The organism is Thermincola ferriacetica, assembly GCF_001263415.1.
GTDB classification, from domain to species: domain Bacteria; phylum Bacillota; class Thermincolia; order Thermincolales; family Thermincolaceae; genus Thermincola; species Thermincola ferriacetica.
The window spans coordinates 78,208-97,611 of record NZ_LGTE01000012.1 but is presented as its reverse complement, the minus strand read 5'-3'; the positions used below and the strand labels follow the sequence as shown (position 1 = coordinate 97,611).

The 19,404-nt window shown below is 45.5% G+C and carries 21 protein-coding genes, 5 tRNA genes and 2 other annotated features; all 26 genes read left to right on the top strand.

Translation table 11 applies throughout. From position 1 onward, the window contains the following. On the top strand, nucleotides 1-194 hold a 194-nt coding region (locus Tfer_RS16795), incomplete at its 5' end, for a hypothetical protein (RefSeq protein ID WP_242843573.1). A 373-nt stretch (nucleotides 195-567) separates the two neighbouring features. Next, nucleotides 568-2,022 carry a glutamate--tRNA ligase gene (gltX, locus tag Tfer_RS09265; protein WP_052218152.1) on the top strand — a complete coding sequence of 485 codons (1,455 nt, stop codon included), beginning with the start codon at nucleotides 568-570 and terminating at the stop codon, nucleotides 2,020-2,022. A gap of 84 nt (nucleotides 2,023-2,106) precedes the next feature. After that, nucleotides 2,107-2,346: a binding site (T-box leader), on the top strand. Nucleotides 2,347-2,417: 71 nt separating this feature from the next. Next, the gene (cysE, locus tag Tfer_RS09260) at nucleotides 2,418-3,104 is read left to right on the top strand and encodes a serine O-acetyltransferase (protein WP_013119182.1); all 687 of its coding nucleotides are present in this window, start codon (nucleotides 2,418-2,420) and stop codon (nucleotides 3,102-3,104) included. After that, a complete protein-coding gene (gene cysS / locus Tfer_RS09255; protein WP_052218151.1) occupies nucleotides 3,091-4,548 on the top strand; it encodes a cysteine--tRNA ligase in 1,458 nt (485 codons plus the stop codon). Before cysE ends, cysS begins: the two co-directional genes overlap by 14 nt. A 9-nt stretch (nucleotides 4,549-4,557) precedes the next feature. Beyond that, nucleotides 4,558-5,013 (top strand): Mini-ribonuclease 3, encoded by a 456-nt coding sequence (locus tag Tfer_RS09250; RefSeq protein ID WP_052218145.1) that lies wholly within the window; start codon nucleotides 4,558-4,560, stop codon nucleotides 5,011-5,013. Continuing rightward, a complete protein-coding gene (thyX, locus tag Tfer_RS09245; protein ID WP_052218144.1) occupies nucleotides 4,991-5,680 on the top strand; it encodes an FAD-dependent thymidylate synthase in 690 nt (229 codons plus the stop codon). The genes Tfer_RS09250 and thyX overlap by 23 nt, the downstream gene beginning before the upstream one ends. Nucleotides 5,681-5,692: 12 nt before the next feature. Further along, nucleotides 5,693-6,427 (top strand): 23S rRNA (guanosine(2251)-2'-O)-methyltransferase RlmB, encoded by a 735-nt coding sequence (rlmB, locus tag Tfer_RS09240; RefSeq protein WP_052218143.1) that lies wholly within the window; start codon nucleotides 5,693-5,695, stop codon nucleotides 6,425-6,427. Then, the gene (locus Tfer_RS09235; protein WP_052218142.1) at nucleotides 6,427-6,939 is read left to right on the top strand and encodes an NYN domain-containing protein; all 513 of its coding nucleotides are present in this window, start codon (nucleotides 6,427-6,429) and stop codon (nucleotides 6,937-6,939) included. Before rlmB ends, Tfer_RS09235 begins: the two co-directional genes overlap by 1 nt. A gap of 434 nt (nucleotides 6,940-7,373) precedes the next feature. After that, the gene (gene sigH, locus Tfer_RS09230; protein ID WP_013119188.1) at nucleotides 7,374-8,018 is read left to right on the top strand and encodes an RNA polymerase sporulation sigma factor SigH; all 645 of its coding nucleotides are present in this window, start codon (nucleotides 7,374-7,376) and stop codon (nucleotides 8,016-8,018) included. Nucleotides 8,019-8,109: 91 nt separating this feature from the next. Beyond that, nucleotides 8,110-8,185 (top strand) — tRNA-Thr (locus Tfer_RS09225). Nucleotides 8,186-8,193: 8 nt separating this feature from the next. Continuing rightward, nucleotides 8,194-8,279 (top strand) — tRNA-Tyr (locus Tfer_RS09220). A gap of 72 nt (nucleotides 8,280-8,351) precedes the next feature. Then, nucleotides 8,352-8,427 (top strand) — tRNA-Met (locus Tfer_RS09215). An 80-nt stretch (nucleotides 8,428-8,507) separates the two neighbouring features. Next, nucleotides 8,508-8,583, top strand: a tRNA-Thr gene (locus tag Tfer_RS09210). A 6-nt stretch (nucleotides 8,584-8,589) separates the two neighbouring features. Continuing rightward, nucleotides 8,590-8,666: transfer RNA gene (locus Tfer_RS09205), tRNA-Met, on the top strand. Nucleotides 8,667-8,972: 306 nt separating this feature from the next. Further along, nucleotides 8,973-10,175 carry an elongation factor Tu gene (gene tuf, locus Tfer_RS09200; RefSeq protein WP_013119189.1) on the top strand — a complete coding sequence of 401 codons (1,203 nt, stop codon included), beginning with the start codon at nucleotides 8,973-8,975 and terminating at the stop codon, nucleotides 10,173-10,175. Nucleotides 10,176-10,416: 241 nt separating this feature from the next. Then, nucleotides 10,417-10,833 (top strand): MarR family winged helix-turn-helix transcriptional regulator, encoded by a 417-nt coding sequence (locus Tfer_RS09195; RefSeq protein ID WP_242843572.1) that lies wholly within the window; start codon nucleotides 10,417-10,419, stop codon nucleotides 10,831-10,833. Nucleotides 10,834-10,906: 73 nt separating this feature from the next. Beyond that, a complete protein-coding gene (locus Tfer_RS09190) occupies nucleotides 10,907-11,281 on the top strand; it encodes a hypothetical protein (protein ID WP_052218141.1) in 375 nt (124 codons plus the stop codon). An 11-nt stretch (nucleotides 11,282-11,292) separates the two neighbouring features. After that, a complete protein-coding gene (locus Tfer_RS09185; protein WP_013119192.1) occupies nucleotides 11,293-11,637 on the top strand; it encodes a carboxymuconolactone decarboxylase family protein in 345 nt (114 codons plus the stop codon). Between the two features lie 319 nt (nucleotides 11,638-11,956). Next, a complete protein-coding gene (rpmG, locus tag Tfer_RS09180; RefSeq protein WP_013119193.1) occupies nucleotides 11,957-12,106 on the top strand; it encodes a 50S ribosomal protein L33 in 150 nt (49 codons plus the stop codon). Nucleotides 12,107-12,143: 37 nt separating this feature from the next. After that, a complete protein-coding gene (gene secE / locus Tfer_RS16030; RefSeq protein ID WP_083436874.1) occupies nucleotides 12,144-12,500 on the top strand; it encodes a preprotein translocase subunit SecE in 357 nt (118 codons plus the stop codon). A gap of 44 nt (nucleotides 12,501-12,544) precedes the next feature. Continuing rightward, nucleotides 12,545-13,069: a transcription termination/antitermination protein NusG gene (nusG, locus tag Tfer_RS09170; protein WP_052218140.1), complete on the top strand. Its 525-nt coding sequence runs from the start codon at nucleotides 12,545-12,547 to the stop codon at nucleotides 13,067-13,069. A gap of 65 nt (nucleotides 13,070-13,134) precedes the next feature. Further along, nucleotides 13,135-13,560, top strand: coding sequence for a 50S ribosomal protein L11 (gene rplK / locus Tfer_RS09165; protein ID WP_013119196.1), 426 nt, complete (start codon nucleotides 13,135-13,137; stop codon nucleotides 13,558-13,560). A gap of 81 nt (nucleotides 13,561-13,641) precedes the next feature. After that, complete coding sequence (rplA, locus tag Tfer_RS09160) at nucleotides 13,642-14,337, top strand: 50S ribosomal protein L1 (protein WP_013119197.1); 696 nt, start codon at nucleotides 13,642-13,644, stop codon at nucleotides 14,335-14,337. 44 nt (nucleotides 14,338-14,381) lie between these two features. Continuing rightward, nucleotides 14,382-14,524: a sequence feature (ribosomal protein L10 leader region), on the top strand. A 48-nt stretch (nucleotides 14,525-14,572) separates the two neighbouring features. Next, nucleotides 14,573-15,097, top strand: a complete 525-nt coding sequence (gene rplJ / locus Tfer_RS09155) for a 50S ribosomal protein L10 (RefSeq protein WP_052218139.1) — start codon at nucleotides 14,573-14,575, stop codon at nucleotides 15,095-15,097. An 82-nt stretch (nucleotides 15,098-15,179) separates the two neighbouring features. Then, nucleotides 15,180-15,563 (top strand): 50S ribosomal protein L7/L12, encoded by a 384-nt coding sequence (gene rplL / locus Tfer_RS09150; protein WP_052218138.1) that lies wholly within the window; start codon nucleotides 15,180-15,182, stop codon nucleotides 15,561-15,563. A 468-nt stretch (nucleotides 15,564-16,031) separates the two neighbouring features. After that, the gene (gene rpoB / locus Tfer_RS09145; protein WP_052218137.1) at nucleotides 16,032-19,382 is read left to right on the top strand and encodes a DNA-directed RNA polymerase subunit beta; all 3,351 of its coding nucleotides are present in this window, start codon (nucleotides 16,032-16,034) and stop codon (nucleotides 19,380-19,382) included. Nucleotides 19,383-19,404: the final 22 nt, after the last annotated feature.

The window sequence follows — 19,404 nt, the reverse complement described above, 5'->3', positions numbered from 1 at the left end:
GTTCCCGCATGTTTGAAGATGGCGAAGGCCGCCGGGAAGTCTGGTACTCAACTTATGTAGGGCGCCCCGGGATGTTGATAAGGGAGGTTAAATGTTTTCCGGAGCGGGGCTTAAATCGTCCATCGGTCCGCGAGCCGCGTAAGCGGGAGCGGTTATCCGATGGAGATTTCGCTCGGAGCGGAGGAATCATTTAACCTCCCCTTTTCCAATCTGCGGCACGCAACATATGCTGAGTGACCGGACGGGAGGCGGCCTGGAGAAATGCAACATGAGCCATCGAGTTCGGGAACACTGCCTGCCTGGCCAGGTTTTGCAGCACCAAGCTCCTTGGTAGCGGAGAACCTCCCCCACCCCTCCGTGGTTGAAGGAAGGTGTAGCCTTGGTGCAACAGTTGTTGCACCGGTACAGCGGCATCCGCAGGTAAACGGCTGTTTCACCGTGGCAGCGGTAGCCTTGAGAAGACAGCCTCACCTCACTTCACCAATATCAGTTGCTCATCGGTGCTAGGAAATGGTATAATGAGATATTATATATACAGACAAAATATCGGTAGGGGGTTTCACATTGATGGAAAGTGTTCGTGTCCGTTTTGCGCCAAGTCCCACAGGACCTTTACATATTGGCGGCGCCCGTTCGGCGCTTTTTAACTGGCTTCTGGCCAGAAAATATAACGGGACAATGATCGTCAGGATAGAAGATACAGACTTAGAAAGGTCTAGCCGGGAATCAGAAGAAAATATTCTTAAGGCCCTTGAATGGTTGGGCCTGGACTGGGATGAAGGCATAGGAAAAGGCGGCAGCAACGGGCCTTACCGGCAGACAGAAAGGCTTGACATCTACAGGGAATATGCTCAAAAGTTGCTTGCTGCAGGGCAAGCATATTATTGTTACTGCACGGAAGAAGAATTGGAGGCCGAGCGACAGGCGCTGCTGGCCAAGGGAGAGATGCCCCGTTACCTGGGCAAATGCCGGCATCTGACGGAAGAGGACCGGGCCCGCTATGAGGCGGAAGGTCGTAAACCCGTTATTCGTTTCCGGGTTCCCGAAAACGAAAATATTGTGGTGCGGGACTTGGTAAGAGGAAACGTAGTTTTTGAGAGCAATGGCATAGGGGACTACGTAATAGTAAAGTCTGACGGGATACCTACCTATAATTTTGCCGTAGTCCTTGATGATGCTCTGATGGGTATTACTCATGTGGTGAGGGGTGAAGAACACCTCTCCAATACGCCGCGGCAGTTAATGATTTATGATGCTTTGGGTTTACAGGCTCCCCAGTTTGCTCATGTTTCTCTTATCTTAGGCAAGGACAGGAGCAAGATGAGCAAACGGCACGGGGCTACGGCCATCGAACAATATGAGAAGCTGGGTTATCTACCGGAGGCGCTGGTCAATTTCCTGGTCCTCCTCGGATGGTCTCCCGAAGGTGAGGAAGAAATATTTTCTCTTGAGCAATTAGTAGAACAGTTTTCTCTGGACAGGGTGGCTAAAAACCCCGCCGTTTTCGACCTGGATAAACTGAATTGGTTGAATGGTTATTACATCAGGCAGAGCCCTGTGGAAAGGATTGCTGCTATGGCGCTGCCTTACCTGAAGGAGGCAGGTTATGTGTCGGACCAGGTAACGGCCGATTCTGAATGGCTAAAGATGGTAGTTGCTTCGGTGCAGGAATACCTGTCTTACGTGGCGGAAATTACTGAACATGTGAAGATATATTTTAATGAAGACTTTGATTTTGAATCGGAAGAGGCTAAAAACATATTGCTTGACGAGGATTTTCCCAGAGTGGCGGAGCTGTTTAAAGAAAAAATTACCGCATTGGAAGAATTGACTCCGGAGACCGCCAAACAGATGCTGAAGGCCTTGACAAAAGAACTAAAACTGGGCGGGAAAAAGGTGTATATGCCTCTCCGGGTTGCGCTTACGGGGCAGACCCATGGTCCGGAGTTATTTTATATCATACCCATATTAGGTAAGGAAAAAGCCCTGGCCCGCTTGGCCTCAAGCCAGGCCAAGTTGTAATTGACAAGCAACTTTTAAACTGTGTATAATCTAAAGTAAGCATTTGTAAAACTGCGTAGAGAGAAAAATGGACTCATATCAAACCTAATAACTATGAAGGGGACAAGTACTCTTGATACAGTTTACAGAGAGAGGTTTGCCATGGGCTGGAAGCAACCTTAGACTTCAGGTCAGGATGAATGCGCCCCGGAGTTGCGCTGCCGAATTAAAGTAGGTTGTGCCGGTTGTGTCCGTTATCACACATAGTGCAGCTTTATTTTTGGCTGCCCGAGTGGGGCCTTAGGCCCAAGCAGTGTGGAACCGCGGAAATCCTCCGTCTCTGTAGGGAATGGAGGGTTTTTTTATTACAATGACTAATTTAGACTTTACAATTAGATGAAGGCAGGGAGGAAAAAATGTTTAGGCGTATAAGGAATGACATCAAAGTAATATTTGACCGGGATCCGGCGGCAAAAAGCCTGCTGGAGGTCATTTTATGTTATCCCGGCCTGCATGCCATTTTACTGCACAGGGTGGCTCATTACCTGTATAAGAAAGGGCTGGTGGTACTGCCACGGTTAATTTCCCAGTTTTCTCGCTGGCTGACGGGTATAGAAATACATCCGGGGGCCCAGATTGGCGATGGCTTTTTCATCGATCACGGTACAGGAGTGGTTATTGGAGAAACTACCATTATCGGCAACAATGTCACCATTTATCAGGGGGTTACCCTGGGAGGCACCGGAAAGGAAAAGGGTAAGCGCCATCCTACAATCGGCAACAATGTTGTTATCAGCGCCGGGGCAAAAGTTTTGGGGAACATCAAAATAGGGGATAACACCAAGATTGGGGCCGGTTCCGTTGTATTGCGGGATACTCCGCCGAATACTACGGTAGTCGGTGTGCCCGGAAAAGTAGTGGTACGCGAAGGTCTCAATATAGCCGATATGGACCTGGAATCCAAGATAGACCTGCACCATGACCAGTTACCGGACCCTGTTGCCGAAATGATGCTATGTATGCAGCGGAAAATAGCGCGCATGGAGCAAAGGATACATGAATTGGAGGAGGGGCAGAACAGGTATGACCATAAAGCTATATAATACCTGCACCAGGAAAAAGGAAGAATTCATCCCCAGGCAACCCGGGAAAGTAGATATGTATGTTTGCGGACCCACTACGTACAACCTTATTCATTTGGGTAATGCCAGACCTTTGATTGTTTTTGATACTGTCCGCCGGTACTTCGAGTATAAAGGTTACCAGGTTACCTATGTGCAGAACTTTACCGATATTGATGATAAAATAATTAACCGGGCTCGGGAGAAAAATACCGATCCTATAACCCTGGCCGCCAAATATATCAGAGAATATTTCAAAGATGCTGCGGCATTAGGTGTGCGGGAGGCGACCGTTCACCCCAGGGTCAGTGAGCATCTTGATGAGATTATTGAGATGATCCGGGGTATTATGAAAAACGGTTACGCTTACCAACTGGACGGAGACGTTTATTTTTCCGTGGAAAGTTTTAAAGGGTACGGCAAGCTTTCCGGCAGGTCCCTTGAGGATATGCAGGCCGGAGCGCGGGTGGATGTGGATACCAGGAAACGCCACCCAATGGACTTTGCCCTTTGGAAAGCGGCAAAACCGGGCGAACCGGCCTGGGACAGCCCCTGGGGAAAAGGCCGTCCCGGTTGGCACATCGAATGTTCAGCCATGGCCAATAAGTACCTGGGCATGGGGTTTGATATCCATGGCGGGGGCTTTGACCTGATTTTTCCACATCATGAAAATGAGATTGCCCAGGCGGAGGCCTATGCCGGCTGCGGCCCTTTTGCGCGTTACTGGATGCATAACGGTTTTATCACCGTCAACGAAGAAAAAATGTCCAAATCCCTGGGGAACTTTTTTACGGTCAGGGAGATTTTGGCCAAGTATGACCCGGAAGTTGTCAGGTTTTACATGCTTTCTACCCATTATCGGAGCCCTTTGGATTTTGACGATACCAAGCTGGAAATGAACAGGAAAAGCCTGAGCAGGCTGCACAATGCTCTCGATAATATTGAGAGTATACTGAAAACTAATAAATTCGGGGAAGTAGAAAACCCCGAATTGGAAAAGGCTCTAGCCGATTTGCTGAGAGCCCGGGAGAAAGCAGTAAGAGATTTCGAGGAAGCTATGGATGACGACTTTAATACTGCTTTAGCTATTGCTGTTTTATTTGATCTGGCCCGGGACAGCAATGCATTTATCCATGCCGCCACATCGGCAGGAGGCGACGCACTGCTTCAGGAGGTTAAAGGGGCCCTGCAACAGGTTTTTGATACTTTTATGAAACTTGGCCAGGTTCTGGGCTTATTTGAAAAAAGGGGAACCCAGGGCGATGCGGGCCTTGTTGACCGGTTGATGCAGATAATTCTCGACATCCGGAGCGAAGCCAGGGCCAGGAAGGATTGGGCCACCGCCGACGGAATCAGAAATAAATTAAATGAATTGGGTATAATCATTGAAGACAGCCCCCAGGGCGCTCGCTGGAAAAGAAAATAGGAGGGCTCAATGACAAAGGAATTAAAAACATCTCCGGGGCAAATGCCCGCCCTTGTTCTGGCTTATATAGGAGACGCCATCTATGAAGTATACGTAAGACAATATTTAATTAGTCGGGGATTAACCAAGGTCAGTGAACTGCACAAAAGGTCTGTTGCCTTCGTAAATGCAGCGACGCAGGCAAAGATAGTTCATGCTTTGGAAGGCAAGCTTGCTCCTGATGAAGTTGATGTGGTCAAACGGGGCAGAAACGCAAAGTCCGGTACCGTCCCCAAAAACATGGGAGTGATAGATTACCGGTACGGTACGGCTTTTGAGTCCCTTTTCGGTTATTTGTATTTGTGTCGAAAGACTAAGCGGCTGGAGGAGATTTTTGCTTTGGCTGTCAGGTTGGTTGAAGGGCAAGAATATGAAAAAGAATTCTTAAACGATGGGGAGGGTTTTGATGAAGGTAAAGCTGATTAATTACACCCCTGATCCCGACAAAACCGTGGCGGCAGCGGCGCGCCTCTGTTATTCCCCGATAGGGGCCGAAGATCTACTTGATAATTTTACCGACCAGGAAGTGGCTAAATTTTTAAATATATTGGTTCGGATGGGGCATTGGTCGCCCATTGAGCATGTTACATTCACTTTTGCCATCGAGGGGGTCAGTCGGGCTCTTTCTCACCAGTTGGTAAGACACCGGATCGCGTCCTATTCTCAGCAATCTCAGCGCTACGTTAAATTTGAGGACTTTGCATATGTTATCCCGCCCAGTGTAAAGAATAATCCCGAGGCAGAAGCCATTTTTACCAGGACAATGAAAATTATTAATGAGGCATATAAGGAACTGGCCGATTTAGTACACCATGAAGATGCGCGGTATGTCCTGCCAAACGCCTGTGAAACAAAGCTGGTTGCCACATTAAATGCCCGGTCCCTGTATAATTTTTTCCGGCACAGGTGTTGTGAGCGGGCACAGTGGGAAATACGGAAACTGGCCAACCTTATGCTGGCGGAAGTGCGTCGGGTAGCGCCCATTTTGTTTTCCAATGCAGGGCCCGATTGTATCACGCAAGGCATATGCCACGAGGGCAAGATGTCCTGCGGAAGGCTGGAGAAAATTAAAGCCGCTGAAAAAGGAAATTAGAGGTGCTTATTTTTGGACGATATAATCTATGGCAGAAACCCCGTTATAGAGGCATTGAAGGCTGAGCGACCCATAAACAAAATTCTGTTGCAGCATGGAACGACGAGAGCCGGTGACATTTTAAACCTTGCCCGGCAAAGAAAAATTCCTGTTCAGGAAACGGACAAACGCAGCCTTGATAAGCTGGTGCAGGGCAACCACCAGGGGGTTATCGCTCTGGTTGCCATGAAAGCGTACGCAGATATTGACGATATACTGGAAACGGCCCAAAAAAACGGGGAAGATCCTTTTATATTGCTCCTGGATGAATTGGAAGATCCTCATAACCTTGGCGCCATAATAAGAACGGCGGACGCCGTCGGAATACACGGTGTGGTTATCCCCAGGAGACGAGCAGTGGGGATTACCCCTGCCGTGGTTAAAGCATCTGCCGGAGCCGTGGAGTATGTCTCTGTTTGCCGGGTAACGAACCTGGCCCAGACTATTGAATATTTAAAAGAGAAAGGCTGCTGGGTGGTTGGAGCTGATGCCGCTGCGCCACAGAATCTGTGGCAGGCCGATTTGCAGGGGCCTTTAGCTCTGGTTATTGGTAGCGAAGGAAAAGGTATCAGCAGGCTGGTAAGGGAAAAATGTGATTTTCTTGTGCGGCTGCCGATGCAGGGGAAAATCGGCTCCTTGAATGCTTCCGTGGCGGCCGCGGTGCTTTGTTATGAAGTTTTGCGCCAGAGGCAAATGGGAGAGCGGTAATGGAGGACATTTTGATCATTGATGGCTATAATATTATTCACGCCTGGCCGGAATTGGCAGGCCTGATGGATAAAGAACTGGAACATGCCAGGGATAAATTGATAGATATACTGGCTGAATACCGGGTCTTGAGAAATTGCCGCATAATAGTTGTCTTTGATGCTCATTTGGTAAAAGGCGGCTTGGGAGGCCGGGAGACCCGGAATGGCGTGGAAGTAATTTACAGCCAGGAGGGAGAAACGGCCGATTCAGTAATTGAAAGACTTGTATCTATGTACATCAAGGAGGGCAGGGTTGCTGTGGCCACTTCCGACTGGTCGCAGCAAAGCTTTATCTTCGGCAAAGGGGCTGCCCGTATGCCGGCGAGGGAATTGGTCGAAGAGGTAACCAGGTTGACGGCGGAGAAGAAAGAAAAACTTCAGGAAATGGTTCATTCAAATGATCAACGGTTAGGTACAAGGTTGAATGACGATATAAAAGCAGTCCTGGAAAAGATTAGGCGACAGAAATGAAAATTAAAGAAAAAAGGTAGTAATTAAACTGTATTTTAATACTTAGAGCAGCAGTAATTTTTGCGGGGCAATGGGTTGACTATAGGGTAGTCATTAGGTATAATAAGTTATGTAAATTGGCTTGTCCCAACATATACAATCTCTGGCTAAATAATGGGTGGACCATAATTTTTACTTGCCGACATTGTTTTAATATTTAGGAAATTATACTTTGAGGTAAAATTGTGGATAACGTCAAAGCATGATTTCCGGATATCAACAAAAGTTTCCTTGGGGTTTGGATAGAAACTTTTGTTCTTTTTTGAAATTTACCTTTTAAATTAAATAACTGTTCTGATAGCTTCCTGTTATCAAGTGTATTTATGCTTAAGTTTTCCATCGGAAATCCCGATAATAGATTGGAATTTCTGAAAATCTAGAGCGGAGGCGATGAGATGAGTTTAAGTGCTCAGAGAGAAGTATTTGATACCTTCGATGTGATGTTGGACGAAGATATCGTGGAGTTTGCCAAAGAAGGTGATGATGCCGCTCTAGAATATTTGATCAATAAGTACAAGAATTTTGTCAGGGCCAAAGCTCGCTCATACTTCTTAATCGGAGCAGACAGGGAAGATATCATTCAGGAAGGCATGATTGGACTCTACAAAGCCATCCGTGATTTCAAATCGGACAAGCTTTCATCATTCCGCGCTTTTGCTGAGTTATGTATTACCAGGCAGATCATTACTGCCATAAAAACAGCTACCCGGCAAAAGCACATTCCTTTAAATTCTTACGTTTCCTTGAACAAGCCTATTTATGACGAAGATTCCGATCGTACTCTGCTCGACGTTATTTCCGGTTCAAAGATAACAGACCCGGAAGAACTGATTATCAGCCGGGAAGAATTTGACGATATCGAGGAAAAAATGGGTGAAATCCTTAGTTCGTTAGAATGGAAAGTGCTGATGTCTTACCTGGAGGGTAAATCATATCAGGAAATCGCCGTTGACTTGAAAAGGCATGTTAAGTCTATTGATAATGCCCTGCAGAGGGTAAAAAGGAAGTTGGAAAGATATTTGGAAAAAAGAGAAAACTAGTTTCTTGCTAAAAGTACAAAAATTGGCACTGAAAAAGCTATTGACCTAACGGCAGAAACATTGTATAATGAACTTTGTCAGTCGTCGAAATGCCGACGTAGCTCAATTGGTAGAGCAGCTGACTTGTAATCAGCAGGTTGCGGGTTCGAGTCCCATCGTCGGCTCCATTTATTTCGGAGGGATGCCCGAGTTGGTCAAAGGGAGCAGACTGTAAATCTGCCGGCTCAGCCTTCGAAGGTTCGAATCCTTCTCCCTCCACCATTAAAAAGTTCAAATTAAAAATATTTGCATAAATTTAATGCCTAATGTATAATATAGACCTAGGCATAATGTCGCGGGGTGGAGCAGTTGGTAGCTCGTCGGGCTCATAACCCGAAGGTCGAAGGTTCAAATCCTTCCCCCGCAACCAAATATAAAGTTAATGAATTGGCGGATTAAGTTTTACCGCTAATTTTTTAAGCTAAATTTTAGATGGATAAATAAATACATGCCGCTATAGCTCAGTAGGTAGAGCGTATCCTTGGTAAGGATAAGGTCACCGGTTCAATCCCGGTTAGCGGCTCCACTTGATGGCGGCGTAGCTCAGTTGGCTAGAGCATGCGGTTCATACCCGCAGTGTCCGGGGTTCGAATCCCTGCGCCGCCACCATTGTAGAGTTAATATAAACCTTGTGGTAAAGCCACAAGGTTTTTTTTGTTCCCTGTTTTTTTCTATAGCCAAGGAAGGAATTTTTTGAGGATACGTAGAATAAAAACAACTTAATAATCAAAATTTTCTACCATTAGAGTTAAACAAAACCAGGGAAATTACATAATTTAGCACTGTCCGGGTAAAAATGTTTTTTAGCTGGTTATTTGCTTGATTTTGGTATTTTGGCCTTGCCTGAAGGTAAAGGCTTATATAAAACTATAATAAAAACATTAATCAGTTTTTTAATCAAGGAGGAATAAGAGAATGGCAAAAGCAAAGTTTGAACGTACGAAACCCCACGTAAACGTTGGTACCATAGGTCACGTAGACCATGGCAAGACTACATTGACAGCGGCAATCACCACCATCCTGGCAACCCAGGGAAAAGCTGAAGTAAAGAAATACGATGAGATTGACAATGCGCCGGAAGAGAGGGAAAGAGGAATTACCATTAATACGGCGCACGTAGAGTACGAAACCGATGCCCGTCACTACGCGCACGTAGACTGTCCGGGCCACGCCGACTACGTAAAGAACATGATTACCGGAGCAGCCCAGATGGACGGGGCCATACTGGTAGTATCCGCAGCAGACGGTCCAATGCCCCAGACCCGGGAGCACATTCTGCTGGCCCGTCAGGTAGGGGTGCCTTACATTGTAGTATTCCTGAACAAGGCAGACATGGTAGACGACGATGAATTAATGGAATTAGTGGAGATGGAAGTGCGGGAACTGTTAAGCGAATACGAATTTCCGGGGGATGAGATTCCGATTGTGGCCGGATCCGCATTAAAAGCCCTGGAGTGCGGCTGTGGACAGAGGGATTGCAAGTGGTGCGGGGCTATTTGGAAACTGATGGACGAAGTAGATAGTTACTTCCCGACACCGCAGCGTGATACCGACAAACCGTTCCTGATGCCGATAGAGGACGTATTCTCCATCACCGGACGTGGTACCGTAGCAACGGGAAGGGTAGAGCGCGGAACAGTAAAAGTAGGCGACGAAGTAGAGATTATCGGTATGAGCGAAGAGCGTAAGAAGACCGTAATAACCGGAGTAGAGATGTTCCGCAAGCTGTTGGATCAGGCAGAGGCCGGAGACAATATAGGTTGCCTGTTGCGTGGTATTGACAGGAAAGAGGTAGAGCGTGGGCAGGTACTGGCAAAGCCGGGCACCATCAATCCGCACACCAAGTTTTTTGCCGAGGTATACGTACTGACCAAGGAAGAAGGAGGCCGTCACACCCCGTTCTTCAACGGATACCGTCCGCAGTTTTACTTCCGTACAACAGACGTGACCGGAGTAGTAAAGTTACCTGAGGGCGTAGAGATGGTAATGCCTGGGGACAACGTAAAGATGGACATTGAATTGATTACCCCGATTGCTATCGAAGAAGGACTCCGCTTCGCTATCCGGGAGGGTGGCCGTACAGTAGGAGCCGGTGTTGTATCAGCTATCAAAGAGTAAAAAATATTAAAGGTTGAACATGGGCTGTCCCAAACAGGGTTTGCTGACCAAAGTGGCTAGGGATTTTAATACCTAGCCACTTTTGCCTTCTATTATTTGGATAGGAAAAAGGATAGCCAATTTAAGGCTGGCGTAATGGCGCTTTTTAGTTGAAACGTTAAAGAAGAGTATGGTAAAATATAATCAGCATACTGATAATCAGCACACTGAGTTTATACAGATAATGATGGGAGAGTTGGCATTGTTTGACATTGAGAATAGTCTTGGTTTCCTGCTGGCCAAGTCTCATAAAAAGGCCTTTAATGAATTTAAAACGAGGTTGGAGCCATATAATCTTACTCCACCGCAGTTTGCGGCTATGGCCTTTCTATGGAAAAAGGACGGCATCAACCAAATTCAATTGGGTGAATTGATGGATGCTGACAGGACTACTATTGGAGGTATTGTGGACCGTCTGGAAAGGATGGGCCTAATCGAAAGAGCAATAAATCCTGTTGATCGCAGGGCCAGTATATTGTTTGTAACCGATAAGGGACGGAGTATGCAAGAAAAGTTGGAGTTTATTGCCGCTGAGTTTAATAACTGGCTGGGCCGTAAGTTTTCAGAGGAAGAGCTTGTAGATCTGAAAGCAAAACTGAAAAAAATACGTTACATTTAAAGGAGGGATGAATGGCTGCAATTGTCTTATCAATTGCCTGGTATTTTCGAAATAAAAAGGAGGGGTTTAGACAATGAAATGTTCCAGATGCGGTGATATGATCCCGGAGGGTGAAAGTTACGATTTTTATGGTCAGACGCTTTGTGAGGATTGTTATATAGGAGCTATCGAGCCGCCGCGGTCCTGTGATGTGGCGGCGGTACATTCCGCCAAGAAAAGCCGGGCTATAGCCGGGCAAACTGGAACGGAAGGGTTAACAGAGTTGCAAAAGGACATATATAATTACGTAAGGCGGCAGGGTAAAGTTACCAAACCGGAACTGGCCAAAAAATTCAAACTGGCCGAATGGGAGCTTGATAAACAATTTGCTGTTTTAAGACACTGCGAATTGTTGAAGGGGAGAAAAGAAGGAGATAAAATTTACCTGGTTCCTTTTGACGCCGAATAGGAGGTGGTTAGATGCCTGTTGATACGTTGAAAAAACTGGAAGAAAACCAAAAGAAGATTGCAGGTATGCTTCCTGATTTAATGGCTAACTTTAAGAAGGTACATGATGCAGCCCTTGCAGAAGGTGCGCTTACCAGTAGGGAGAAAGTATTGATTGGACTTGGCATCGCTGTTTCCAAGCAGTGCAGCTATTGTATAAGTAAGTACCTGAAAAGCGCTATCGACATGAATATTGAACTGCAGGAGATTATTGAGGCATGCGGGGTAGCCATCTTGATGAACGGGGGTCCGGGCGCAGCCTATACTTCTTTTGTTCTGGATACCTATGCCGAGCTGAAAAAAGAAATTGGAAGGTAATGTTTAAAAAGGCCCTTGGCCTTTTTAAACATTTAGAGGGAAATTTTAAAAACCGGTTATAAAAATATGGAAATACAGTTAAAATAACCTTATGTAAATATTATACATAATATTACAAACGTTTTTACCATATGTACAGCTCATAATTGAAAGTATTGACACGCCATTTGAATTATGATAAATTGTTAAGGTAACGGGCAAATTTAGGCCTTCAATTTTACTGCCTTGTTTTAAATAGTTTATTTTAATTTATTTTAATTTATTGGCTGATTGAACTGATATCAAGTTTATAAGCCGCAGTGTTTGGGAGGTGTATAAAATGAGAGTAGGTATTACCCTGGCTTGTACAACCTGTAAAAATAGAAACTACCAGACAAATAAAAACAAAAAGAACAATCCTGAAAGACTGGAAATCAAGAAATATTGTCCGACTTGTCAGACTCATACCGTGCATAAAGAAACCAAGTAATCAAACACGGGATTTTTGTTAAGGATGTGTGGGATAAATGGTGGAAGCCAAAAAAGTTCCGGATACCCCGGAGGATGTAAAAAACAAAAATAAAACAAAAAACAAAGTAGCCCAAAAACCTGCCAAGGAAGACAAGCCGGTAAAGGATGTTGCGAAAAAACCTGTGCCTAAAGGAGCTGCTGTTGTGGCTTCGGCCAATAAAGGCAGTTTTATTGCCAGGGCAAAAAAATTCTTGCGTGGCGCTTGGACTGAGTTGAAGAAGGTTAATTGGCTGGGCAGGAAGGAACTTGTTGCTTTTACCGGTGTGGTTTTAGTTTCCGTCTTCATTGTTGGATCGGCTATTTTTGTAGTTGACACTTTACTGAGTAAAATTCTATCCCTTGTAATCAAATAACTCTCGAGGGGGTGAGGGGCCAGCTTTTTTGGGTCCCTTGTGTTATGGAAAAACAGTGGTACGTTATACATACGTATTCCGGCTATGAAAATAAAGTGAAGGCAAACCTGGAAAAACGAATAGAGTCTATGAATATGGGAGATAAGATCTTCCGGATTTTAGTTCCCATGGAAGACGAAGTTGAAATTAAAGACGGGAAAAAGAAGGTTGCCAAAAGAAAAGTTTTTCCGGGCTATGTACTCGTGGAAATGATTATGACGGACGATTCCTGGTATGTTGTGCGCAACACTTCCGGTGTTACGGGATTTGTTGGCAGTGGCTCCAAACCGATCCCCCTTCATGAGGCAGAAGTTAAGCATATTCTCAGGCAAATGGGTGTTGAAGAGCCCCGGGCAAAAATCGATTTTGAACTCGGCCAAAATGTACGGGTTACTTCGGGACCCTTTGAAAATTTCATTGGCAGCATTGAAGAGATCTATCCTGATAAAGGCAAAATAAAGGTTTTGGTTTCCATGTTCGGTCGGGAAACTCCCGTAGAACTGGAATACGGTCAGGTAGAGAGGTTATAAGTTGCTTGTAAGTGGGAGGGTGTCAACACCCGTCTTACCACATTGTATATAAGGAGGTGGATAACATGGCAAAGAAAGTAGTCGGAATGATTAAACTGCAAGTGCCCGCCGGAAAAGCCACACCAGCTCCCCCTGTAGGACCGGCATTGGGTCAGCACGGGGTAAATATCATGCAGTTTTGCAAGGAGTATAACGAAAGAACGGCCAATCAGGCAGGCTTAATTATTCCAGTTGAAATAACAGTTTACGAAGACAGGTCTTTCACTTTCGTTTGCAAAACCCCACCTGCCGCGGTACTTTTAAAGAAAGCTGCCGGCATTGAGACTGCATCTGGCGAACCAAACAAGAAGAAGGTTGCCAAATTAGGTCGTGACAAGATAAGGGAAATTGCAGAATTGAAAATGAAAGATCTTAACGCTGTAACCATTGAAGCGGCTATGCGCATGATTGAGGGCACAGCCCGCAGCATGGGAATTGAGATTGAAGGTTAATTATTCCACTGATTGCGGCTTGGCCGTAACTGATTCAAGTGGGAGGATTATTCCGTTATTACCACGAGGGAGGTTTGTATAATGCCGAAACACGGCAAGAAATATCAAGAAGCTGCTAAACTGATTGACAATACTAATTTGCTTGAGCCAAAGGAAGCTCTTGAATTAGTTAAAAAGACTGCTCCGGCAAAGTTTGATGAAACCGTAGAAGTTGCAGTGCGCCTGGGAGTAGACCCAAGGCATGCAGACCAGCAAATTCGCGGCGCTGTAGTTCTGCCCCATGGAACAGGGCGGACCGCTAAGGTGCTGGTGTTTGCTAAAGGTGAAAAACAAAAGGAAGCTGAAAACGCCGGTGCGGATTACGTAGGCGCCGAGGACATGGTTGAAAAAATTCAGGGCGGCTGGCTTGATTTTGATGTAGTAGTGGCTACCCCTGACATGATGGGGACAGTCGGTAAGTTAGGCCGCATCCTCGGTCCCAAGGGTTTAATGCCTAACCCCAAAACCGGTACCGTTACTTTTGAGGTTGAGAAGGCTGTTAAGGAAATTAAAGCCGGTAAAATTGAGTACCGGGTTGATAAAGCCGGTATTATTCATGCGCCAATTGGTAAGGTTTCTTTTTCCGTCGAAGCGCTTACCGATAACTTCAATACGTTATTGGATGCCCTTATCAGGGCCAAACCGGCGGCAGCAAAGGGTACTTATCTAAAGAGTATTACCGTTTCTTCAACTATGGGACCTGGTATAAAGGTAAACCCATTAAAAGTTACCAAATAATTTCTTGACCTGTATTTCACAAAAGAGTATAATGATTTTTGTACAAATTAATACCTTACAGGCTGTAGACAGTTGGTGCCATATGGCATAATGGACAATAGTCCGCCACCCGAGGCTTGGGAACAGTACAATCTACTTGTGCCTTCCAGCTTTCGGTGTGCCTGCCGAAAGCTTTTTATTTGTGCCTTGTAGTCTTTATTGCTTGCAGCCGTAGGTAGCTAAAGGAGGTGTATCTATGGCCAGACCTGAAAAAGAAGCCATTGTCAGCATGGTCAAAGAAAAACTGCAGAATTCTCAGGGAGCAGTGCTTACAGATTACCGCGGCCTTAATGTAGCGGAAATTACTGAGCTGCGTAACAAGCTCAGGGAAGCCAAAGTTGAATTCAAAGTCATTAAAAATACTTTGACCAAACGGGCAGCCGACGAACTTGGCATTGAAGGGTTAGATCCATACTTGGAAGGGCCCACGGCTATTGCTTTCGGTATGGAAGACCCGGTAGCTCCGGCCAAAATTTTAGCGGACTTTGCCAAAACCCACAACCAATTAGAATTAAAGGTGGGCATCCTTGACGGCAAAGTAATCGATAAAGCAAAAATCAAGGAACTGGCAGAACTACCGTCCAAAGCAGAGCTTATTGCCAAAGTATTGGGCGGCATGAGTTCACCGTTGTATGGTTTTGCAGGTTCTTTGCAGGGAATATTGCGGAACTTTGTGTATGTACTTAATGCGGTTAAAGATAAAAAAGCTGCCGAAGCATAAAATGGCCGAAATAAAAGGGTTTGCAAATTAAACTATCAGATGAAATTAAATATTATTAAGATGAATATAAGGAGGAATAACCATGTCTAAAGTAAATGAGATTTTAGAAGCTGTAAAAGGCTTGACTGTTCTGGAATTAGCTGAATTGGTAAAGGCTTTTGAAGAGGAATTCGGTGTTACTGCTGCTGCTCCTGTAGCTGTGGCCGCAGCTGCCCCCGCTGCTACCGGTGGCGCCGCTGCTGCTGCTGAAGAGAAGACTGAATTTGATGTTATTCTGGCTTCTGCCGGTGACAAAAAGATCAACGTTATCAAGGTGGTCCGTGAAATTACCGGTCTTGGCCTGAAAGAAGCCAAAGAGCTGGTTGACGGCGCTCCCAAGCCCGTAAAAGAGAAGGTTGGCAAGGAAGAAGCCGAATCCATCAAGGCTAAGCTTGAAGAAGCAGGCGCCACTGTAGAACTTAAGTAAATTCAAAAATAAAAAAGGCACTCATTTTGAGTGCCTCAATTCATTATAGCTTTAACATGTTGACACCTGCAATGTGTGTAGGCCATAAGGATCTTTCCTTTGAGAAACCTTATGGCCTATGCCGTCACTATAGAGAGCTTAAATATGGTGATGTTAATTAAGGCACTCTTCTTGAGTGCCTTACTGGACGTATGGGAAAGTATAAATCAAATATTGGCTGTTCTTGACATTTGACACAAAATGTGTTACCATTATACAATGCTATCGTGTTCGGACGTAACCCCTTGCCATTATAAGGATTATGTCTGAAAGATGCATAATATGTCTGCTTTAAGGGAAGAATAGATTGATGCCTGAGGATTTATTTTACAATTCCCAAAATTAAATCAAAGAAAAGTAAAGCGAGGTTTTTCTTAAGCCTTGCTTTTAAATGTTTGAATTTATTTTTTTCAAGGGGTGAAGCTCTTAATGGTCTATCCGATAAAGGTGGGAAAACGGGAGAGATGGAGTTATGCCAGGATTAAAGAAGTTCTCGACATGCCGAACCTGATAGAAATTCAGCAGAACTCCTACGACTGGTTCCTAAAAGAGGGTTTGCGGGAAATGTTTTATGATATTTCCCCGATCCAGGATTTTACTGGCAATCTGATTTTGGAATTTGTCGATTATACTCTCGGCGAACCCAAATATTCAGTAGATGAATGTAAGGAACGGGACGTAACCTATGCAGCTCCGCTCAGGGTAAAAGTTCGCCTAATTAACAAGGAGACCGGGGAAGTAAAGGAACAGGAAGTATTCATGGGTGATTTTCCCCTGATGACAGAAAAGGGAACTTTTATTATTAACGGAGCGGAACGGGTTATCGTCAGCCAGTTAGTTCGTTCACCCGGCGTTTATTTTTCAGAACAGATTGATTCTACAGGTAAAAAACTTTACAATGCCACTATCATTCCTAACCGGGGAGCCTGGTTGGAACTTGAAACTGATGCCAATGACAATATTTTTGTGCGTATTGACCGGACCAGAAAGCTGCCTGTTACCGTATTAATCAGAGCTTTGGGCTATGGTAGCAACGGTAAAATTCTTGAGTTGTTCCAGGACGATGAAAGAATTAGGGCGACCCTGGAACGTGATAATACTGATTCTGAGGAAGAAGCTTTGGTTGAAATATATAAGAGGCTTCGTCCGGGCGAACCTCCCACTGTTGAAAGTGCGCGTTCGCTCCTGGAGACTTTGTTCTTTGATCCGAAGAGATACGACCTGGCTAATGTGGGTAGGTATAAATTAAATAAAAAACTGAAATTGGATGTACCACCTGAGGTACGGAATCTAACCAAAGAAGATATCGTTGCTACTGTGGCCTATACCCTGAAATTGATGGATGGGGAAGGTAAAGTGGATGATATCGACCATTTAGGCAACAGGCGCTTGCGGTCTGTCGGGGAATTGCTACAGAACCAGTTCCGCATAGGGTTATCCAGGATGGAACGGGTTGTGCGTGAAAGAATGACCATTCAGGACGTAGATGTCATTACACCCCAGGTATTAATTAATATTAGACCCGTAGTGGCGGCCATCAAGGAATTCTTTGGCAGCAGCCAGCTATCACAGTTTATGGACCAGACCAACCCCTTGGCTGAATTAACGCATAAGAGAAGGCTTAGTGCCTTAGGACCCGGCGGTTTGAGCAGGGAACGGGCAGGCTTCGAAGTTCGTGATGTTCACCACTCCCACTATGGACGTATGTGCCCGATAGAAACGCCGGAAGGTCCCAACATTGGTTTGATAGGATCTCTCAGTACATATGCGCGGATTAACGAATTCGGTTTTATAGAGACTCCATATCGCAAGGTTGACAAGGAAAAGGGCATAGTTACCAATGAAATAGAGTACTTAACGGCAGATGAAGAAGATAATTTCGTGATTGCCCAGGCCAACGCTCCTCTGGACGAAGAAGGAAGGTTTCTGACCGATAAGGTTAATGCCAGACATGGCCATGAGATACTGAAGGTTCCCGTTGACCGCGTTGATTATATGGATGTTTCTCCTAAACAAGTTGTCAGTATCGCTACTGCGTTGATACCATTTCTCGAAAATGACGATGCCAACAGGGCATTGATGGGCTCAAACATGCAGCGGCAGGCTGTTCCGTTGCTACGGACTGACGCTCCTTTGGTTGGAACGGGTATGGAATATAAGGCCGCCACCGATTCCGGTGTTGTCGTCCTTGCGAAAAGAAGTGGCGTAGTAACTAAAGTCACTGCCAACGAGATTAGAATAAAAACCGATGATGGAAACGAAGATGTTTACAAATTATTGAAGTTTACCAGGTCTAACCAGGGGACTTGCATGAACCAAAAACCGATTGTCGTAAAAGGCGCTAGGGTTGAAGCAGGTGAAGTTATTGCGGACGGACCTTCTACGGACCTGGGAGAACTGGCTCTCGGCCGTAACGTATTGGTTGCTTTTATGCCCTGGGAAGGTTACAACTACGAAGACGCTATATTAGTCAGTAAAAAACTTGTCAAAGAAGATTATTTCACCTCTATTCACATAGAAGAATATGAATGTGATGCCCGTGATACCAAATTGGGTCCCGAAGAAATTACCAGAGATATACCCAACGTGGGCGAAGAAGTGCTGAAAGACCTTGACGACAGGGGCATCATCAGAATAGGTGCGGAAGTAAGGCCAGGCGACATTCTTGTCGGTAAAGTTACTCCCAAGGGAGAGACGGAGCTTACTGCCGAAGAACGCTTGTTAAGGGCAATTTTTGGTGAAAAAGCAAGGGAAGTTCGCGATACTTCCCTCCGGGTACCGCATGGCGAATCCGGCAAAGTTGTTGACGTTAAAGTATTTTCCAGGGAAAACGGCGATGAATTAGCCCCCGGTGTTAACCAACTGGTGCGGGTTTATATTGCCCAGAAAAGGAAGATATCCGAGGGTGATAAAATGGCAGGTCGTCACGGTAACAAGGGTGTTATCGCCCGTATTTTACCGGAAGAGGATATGCCGTTTATGCCTGACGGAACTCCGATTGAAATAGTGCTTAATCCACTGGGTGTTCCTTCGCGGATGAACTTGGGTCAGGTTTTGGAGACTCATTTGGGTTGGGCTGCCAAGACTATGGGTATTTATATGGCAACACCTGTTTTTGACGGGGCAACAGAAGAGGATGTATTTGAAACACTGCAAAAAGCCGGTCTGCCTACTACCGGAAAGACTATACTCTACGATGGACGAACGGGAGAGCCCTTTGATAACCCCATAACTGTCGGATATGTTTATATGCTGAAATTGGCCCACCTGGTAGACGATAAAATTCACGCCAGATCAACAGGTCCCTATTCCCTGGTTACCCAGCAACCGCTGGGTGGTAAAGCGCAATTCGGTGGGCAAAGGTTCGGGGAGATGGAGGTCTGGGCCCTCGAAGCGTACGGTGCTGCCTACACTTTGCAGGAGATTCTCACCGTTAAATCCGACGATGTGGTTGGCCGGGTTAAGACATACGAAGCTATCGTAAAAGGCGAAAATGTACCTGAACCCGGTGTTCCTGAGTCCTTCAAAGTATTAATTAAAGAATTGCAGAGTTTGGGCTTGGATGTGAAGGTTCTTTCCGAAGAAGATGAAGAAATTGAAATAAAAGAAGTTGAGGATGACGTTAGCGAAACGGCCAAGGAACTGGGCCTGGATATTGAACATCCCGATGACGGGCCGCAGGATGAACCTGAAGAAGAGGAAGAGGAAGAAGACACGCTGGATGACGATTTTGATGCCAGTTTCATGGATGACGATTTCGATTTTATAGAGGAAGACTAGTCAACTTACCAGGCGTAATCAA

Bases quoted from the DNA above. Each gene is read 5' to 3' on its own strand.
- gltX (WP_052218152.1), top strand. From the start codon at position 568: ATGGAAAGTGTTCGTGTCCGTTTTGCGCCAAGTCCCACAGGACCTTTA.
- cysE (WP_013119182.1), top strand. From the start codon at position 2,418: ATGTTTAGGCGTATAAGGAATGACATCAAAGTAATATTTGACCGGGAT.
- Tfer_RS09250 (WP_052218145.1), top strand. From the start codon at position 4,558: ATGACAAAGGAATTAAAAACATCTCCGGGGCAAATGCCCGCCCTTGTT.
- Tfer_RS09235 (WP_052218142.1), top strand. From the start codon at position 6,427: ATGGAGGACATTTTGATCATTGATGGCTATAATATTATTCACGCCTGG.
- sigH (WP_013119188.1), top strand. From the start codon at position 7,374: ATGAGTTTAAGTGCTCAGAGAGAAGTATTTGATACCTTCGATGTGATG.
- tuf (WP_013119189.1), top strand. From the start codon at position 8,973: ATGGCAAAAGCAAAGTTTGAACGTACGAAACCCCACGTAAACGTTGGT.
- Tfer_RS09190 (WP_052218141.1), top strand. From the start codon at position 10,907: ATGAAATGTTCCAGATGCGGTGATATGATCCCGGAGGGTGAAAGTTAC.
- Tfer_RS09185 (WP_013119192.1), top strand. From the start codon at position 11,293: ATGCCTGTTGATACGTTGAAAAAACTGGAAGAAAACCAAAAGAAGATT.
- rpmG (WP_013119193.1), top strand. From the start codon at position 11,957: ATGAGAGTAGGTATTACCCTGGCTTGTACAACCTGTAAAAATAGAAAC.
- secE (WP_083436874.1), top strand. From the start codon at position 12,144: ATGGTGGAAGCCAAAAAAGTTCCGGATACCCCGGAGGATGTAAAAAAC.
- nusG (WP_052218140.1), top strand. From the start codon at position 12,545: ATGGAAAAACAGTGGTACGTTATACATACGTATTCCGGCTATGAAAAT.
- rplK (WP_013119196.1), top strand. From the start codon at position 13,135: ATGGCAAAGAAAGTAGTCGGAATGATTAAACTGCAAGTGCCCGCCGGA.
- rplA (WP_013119197.1), top strand. From the start codon at position 13,642: ATGCCGAAACACGGCAAGAAATATCAAGAAGCTGCTAAACTGATTGAC.
- rplJ (WP_052218139.1), top strand. From the start codon at position 14,573: ATGGCCAGACCTGAAAAAGAAGCCATTGTCAGCATGGTCAAAGAAAAA.
- rplL (WP_052218138.1), top strand. From the start codon at position 15,180: ATGTCTAAAGTAAATGAGATTTTAGAAGCTGTAAAAGGCTTGACTGTT.
- rpoB (WP_052218137.1), top strand. From the start codon at position 16,032: ATGGTCTATCCGATAAAGGTGGGAAAACGGGAGAGATGGAGTTATGCC.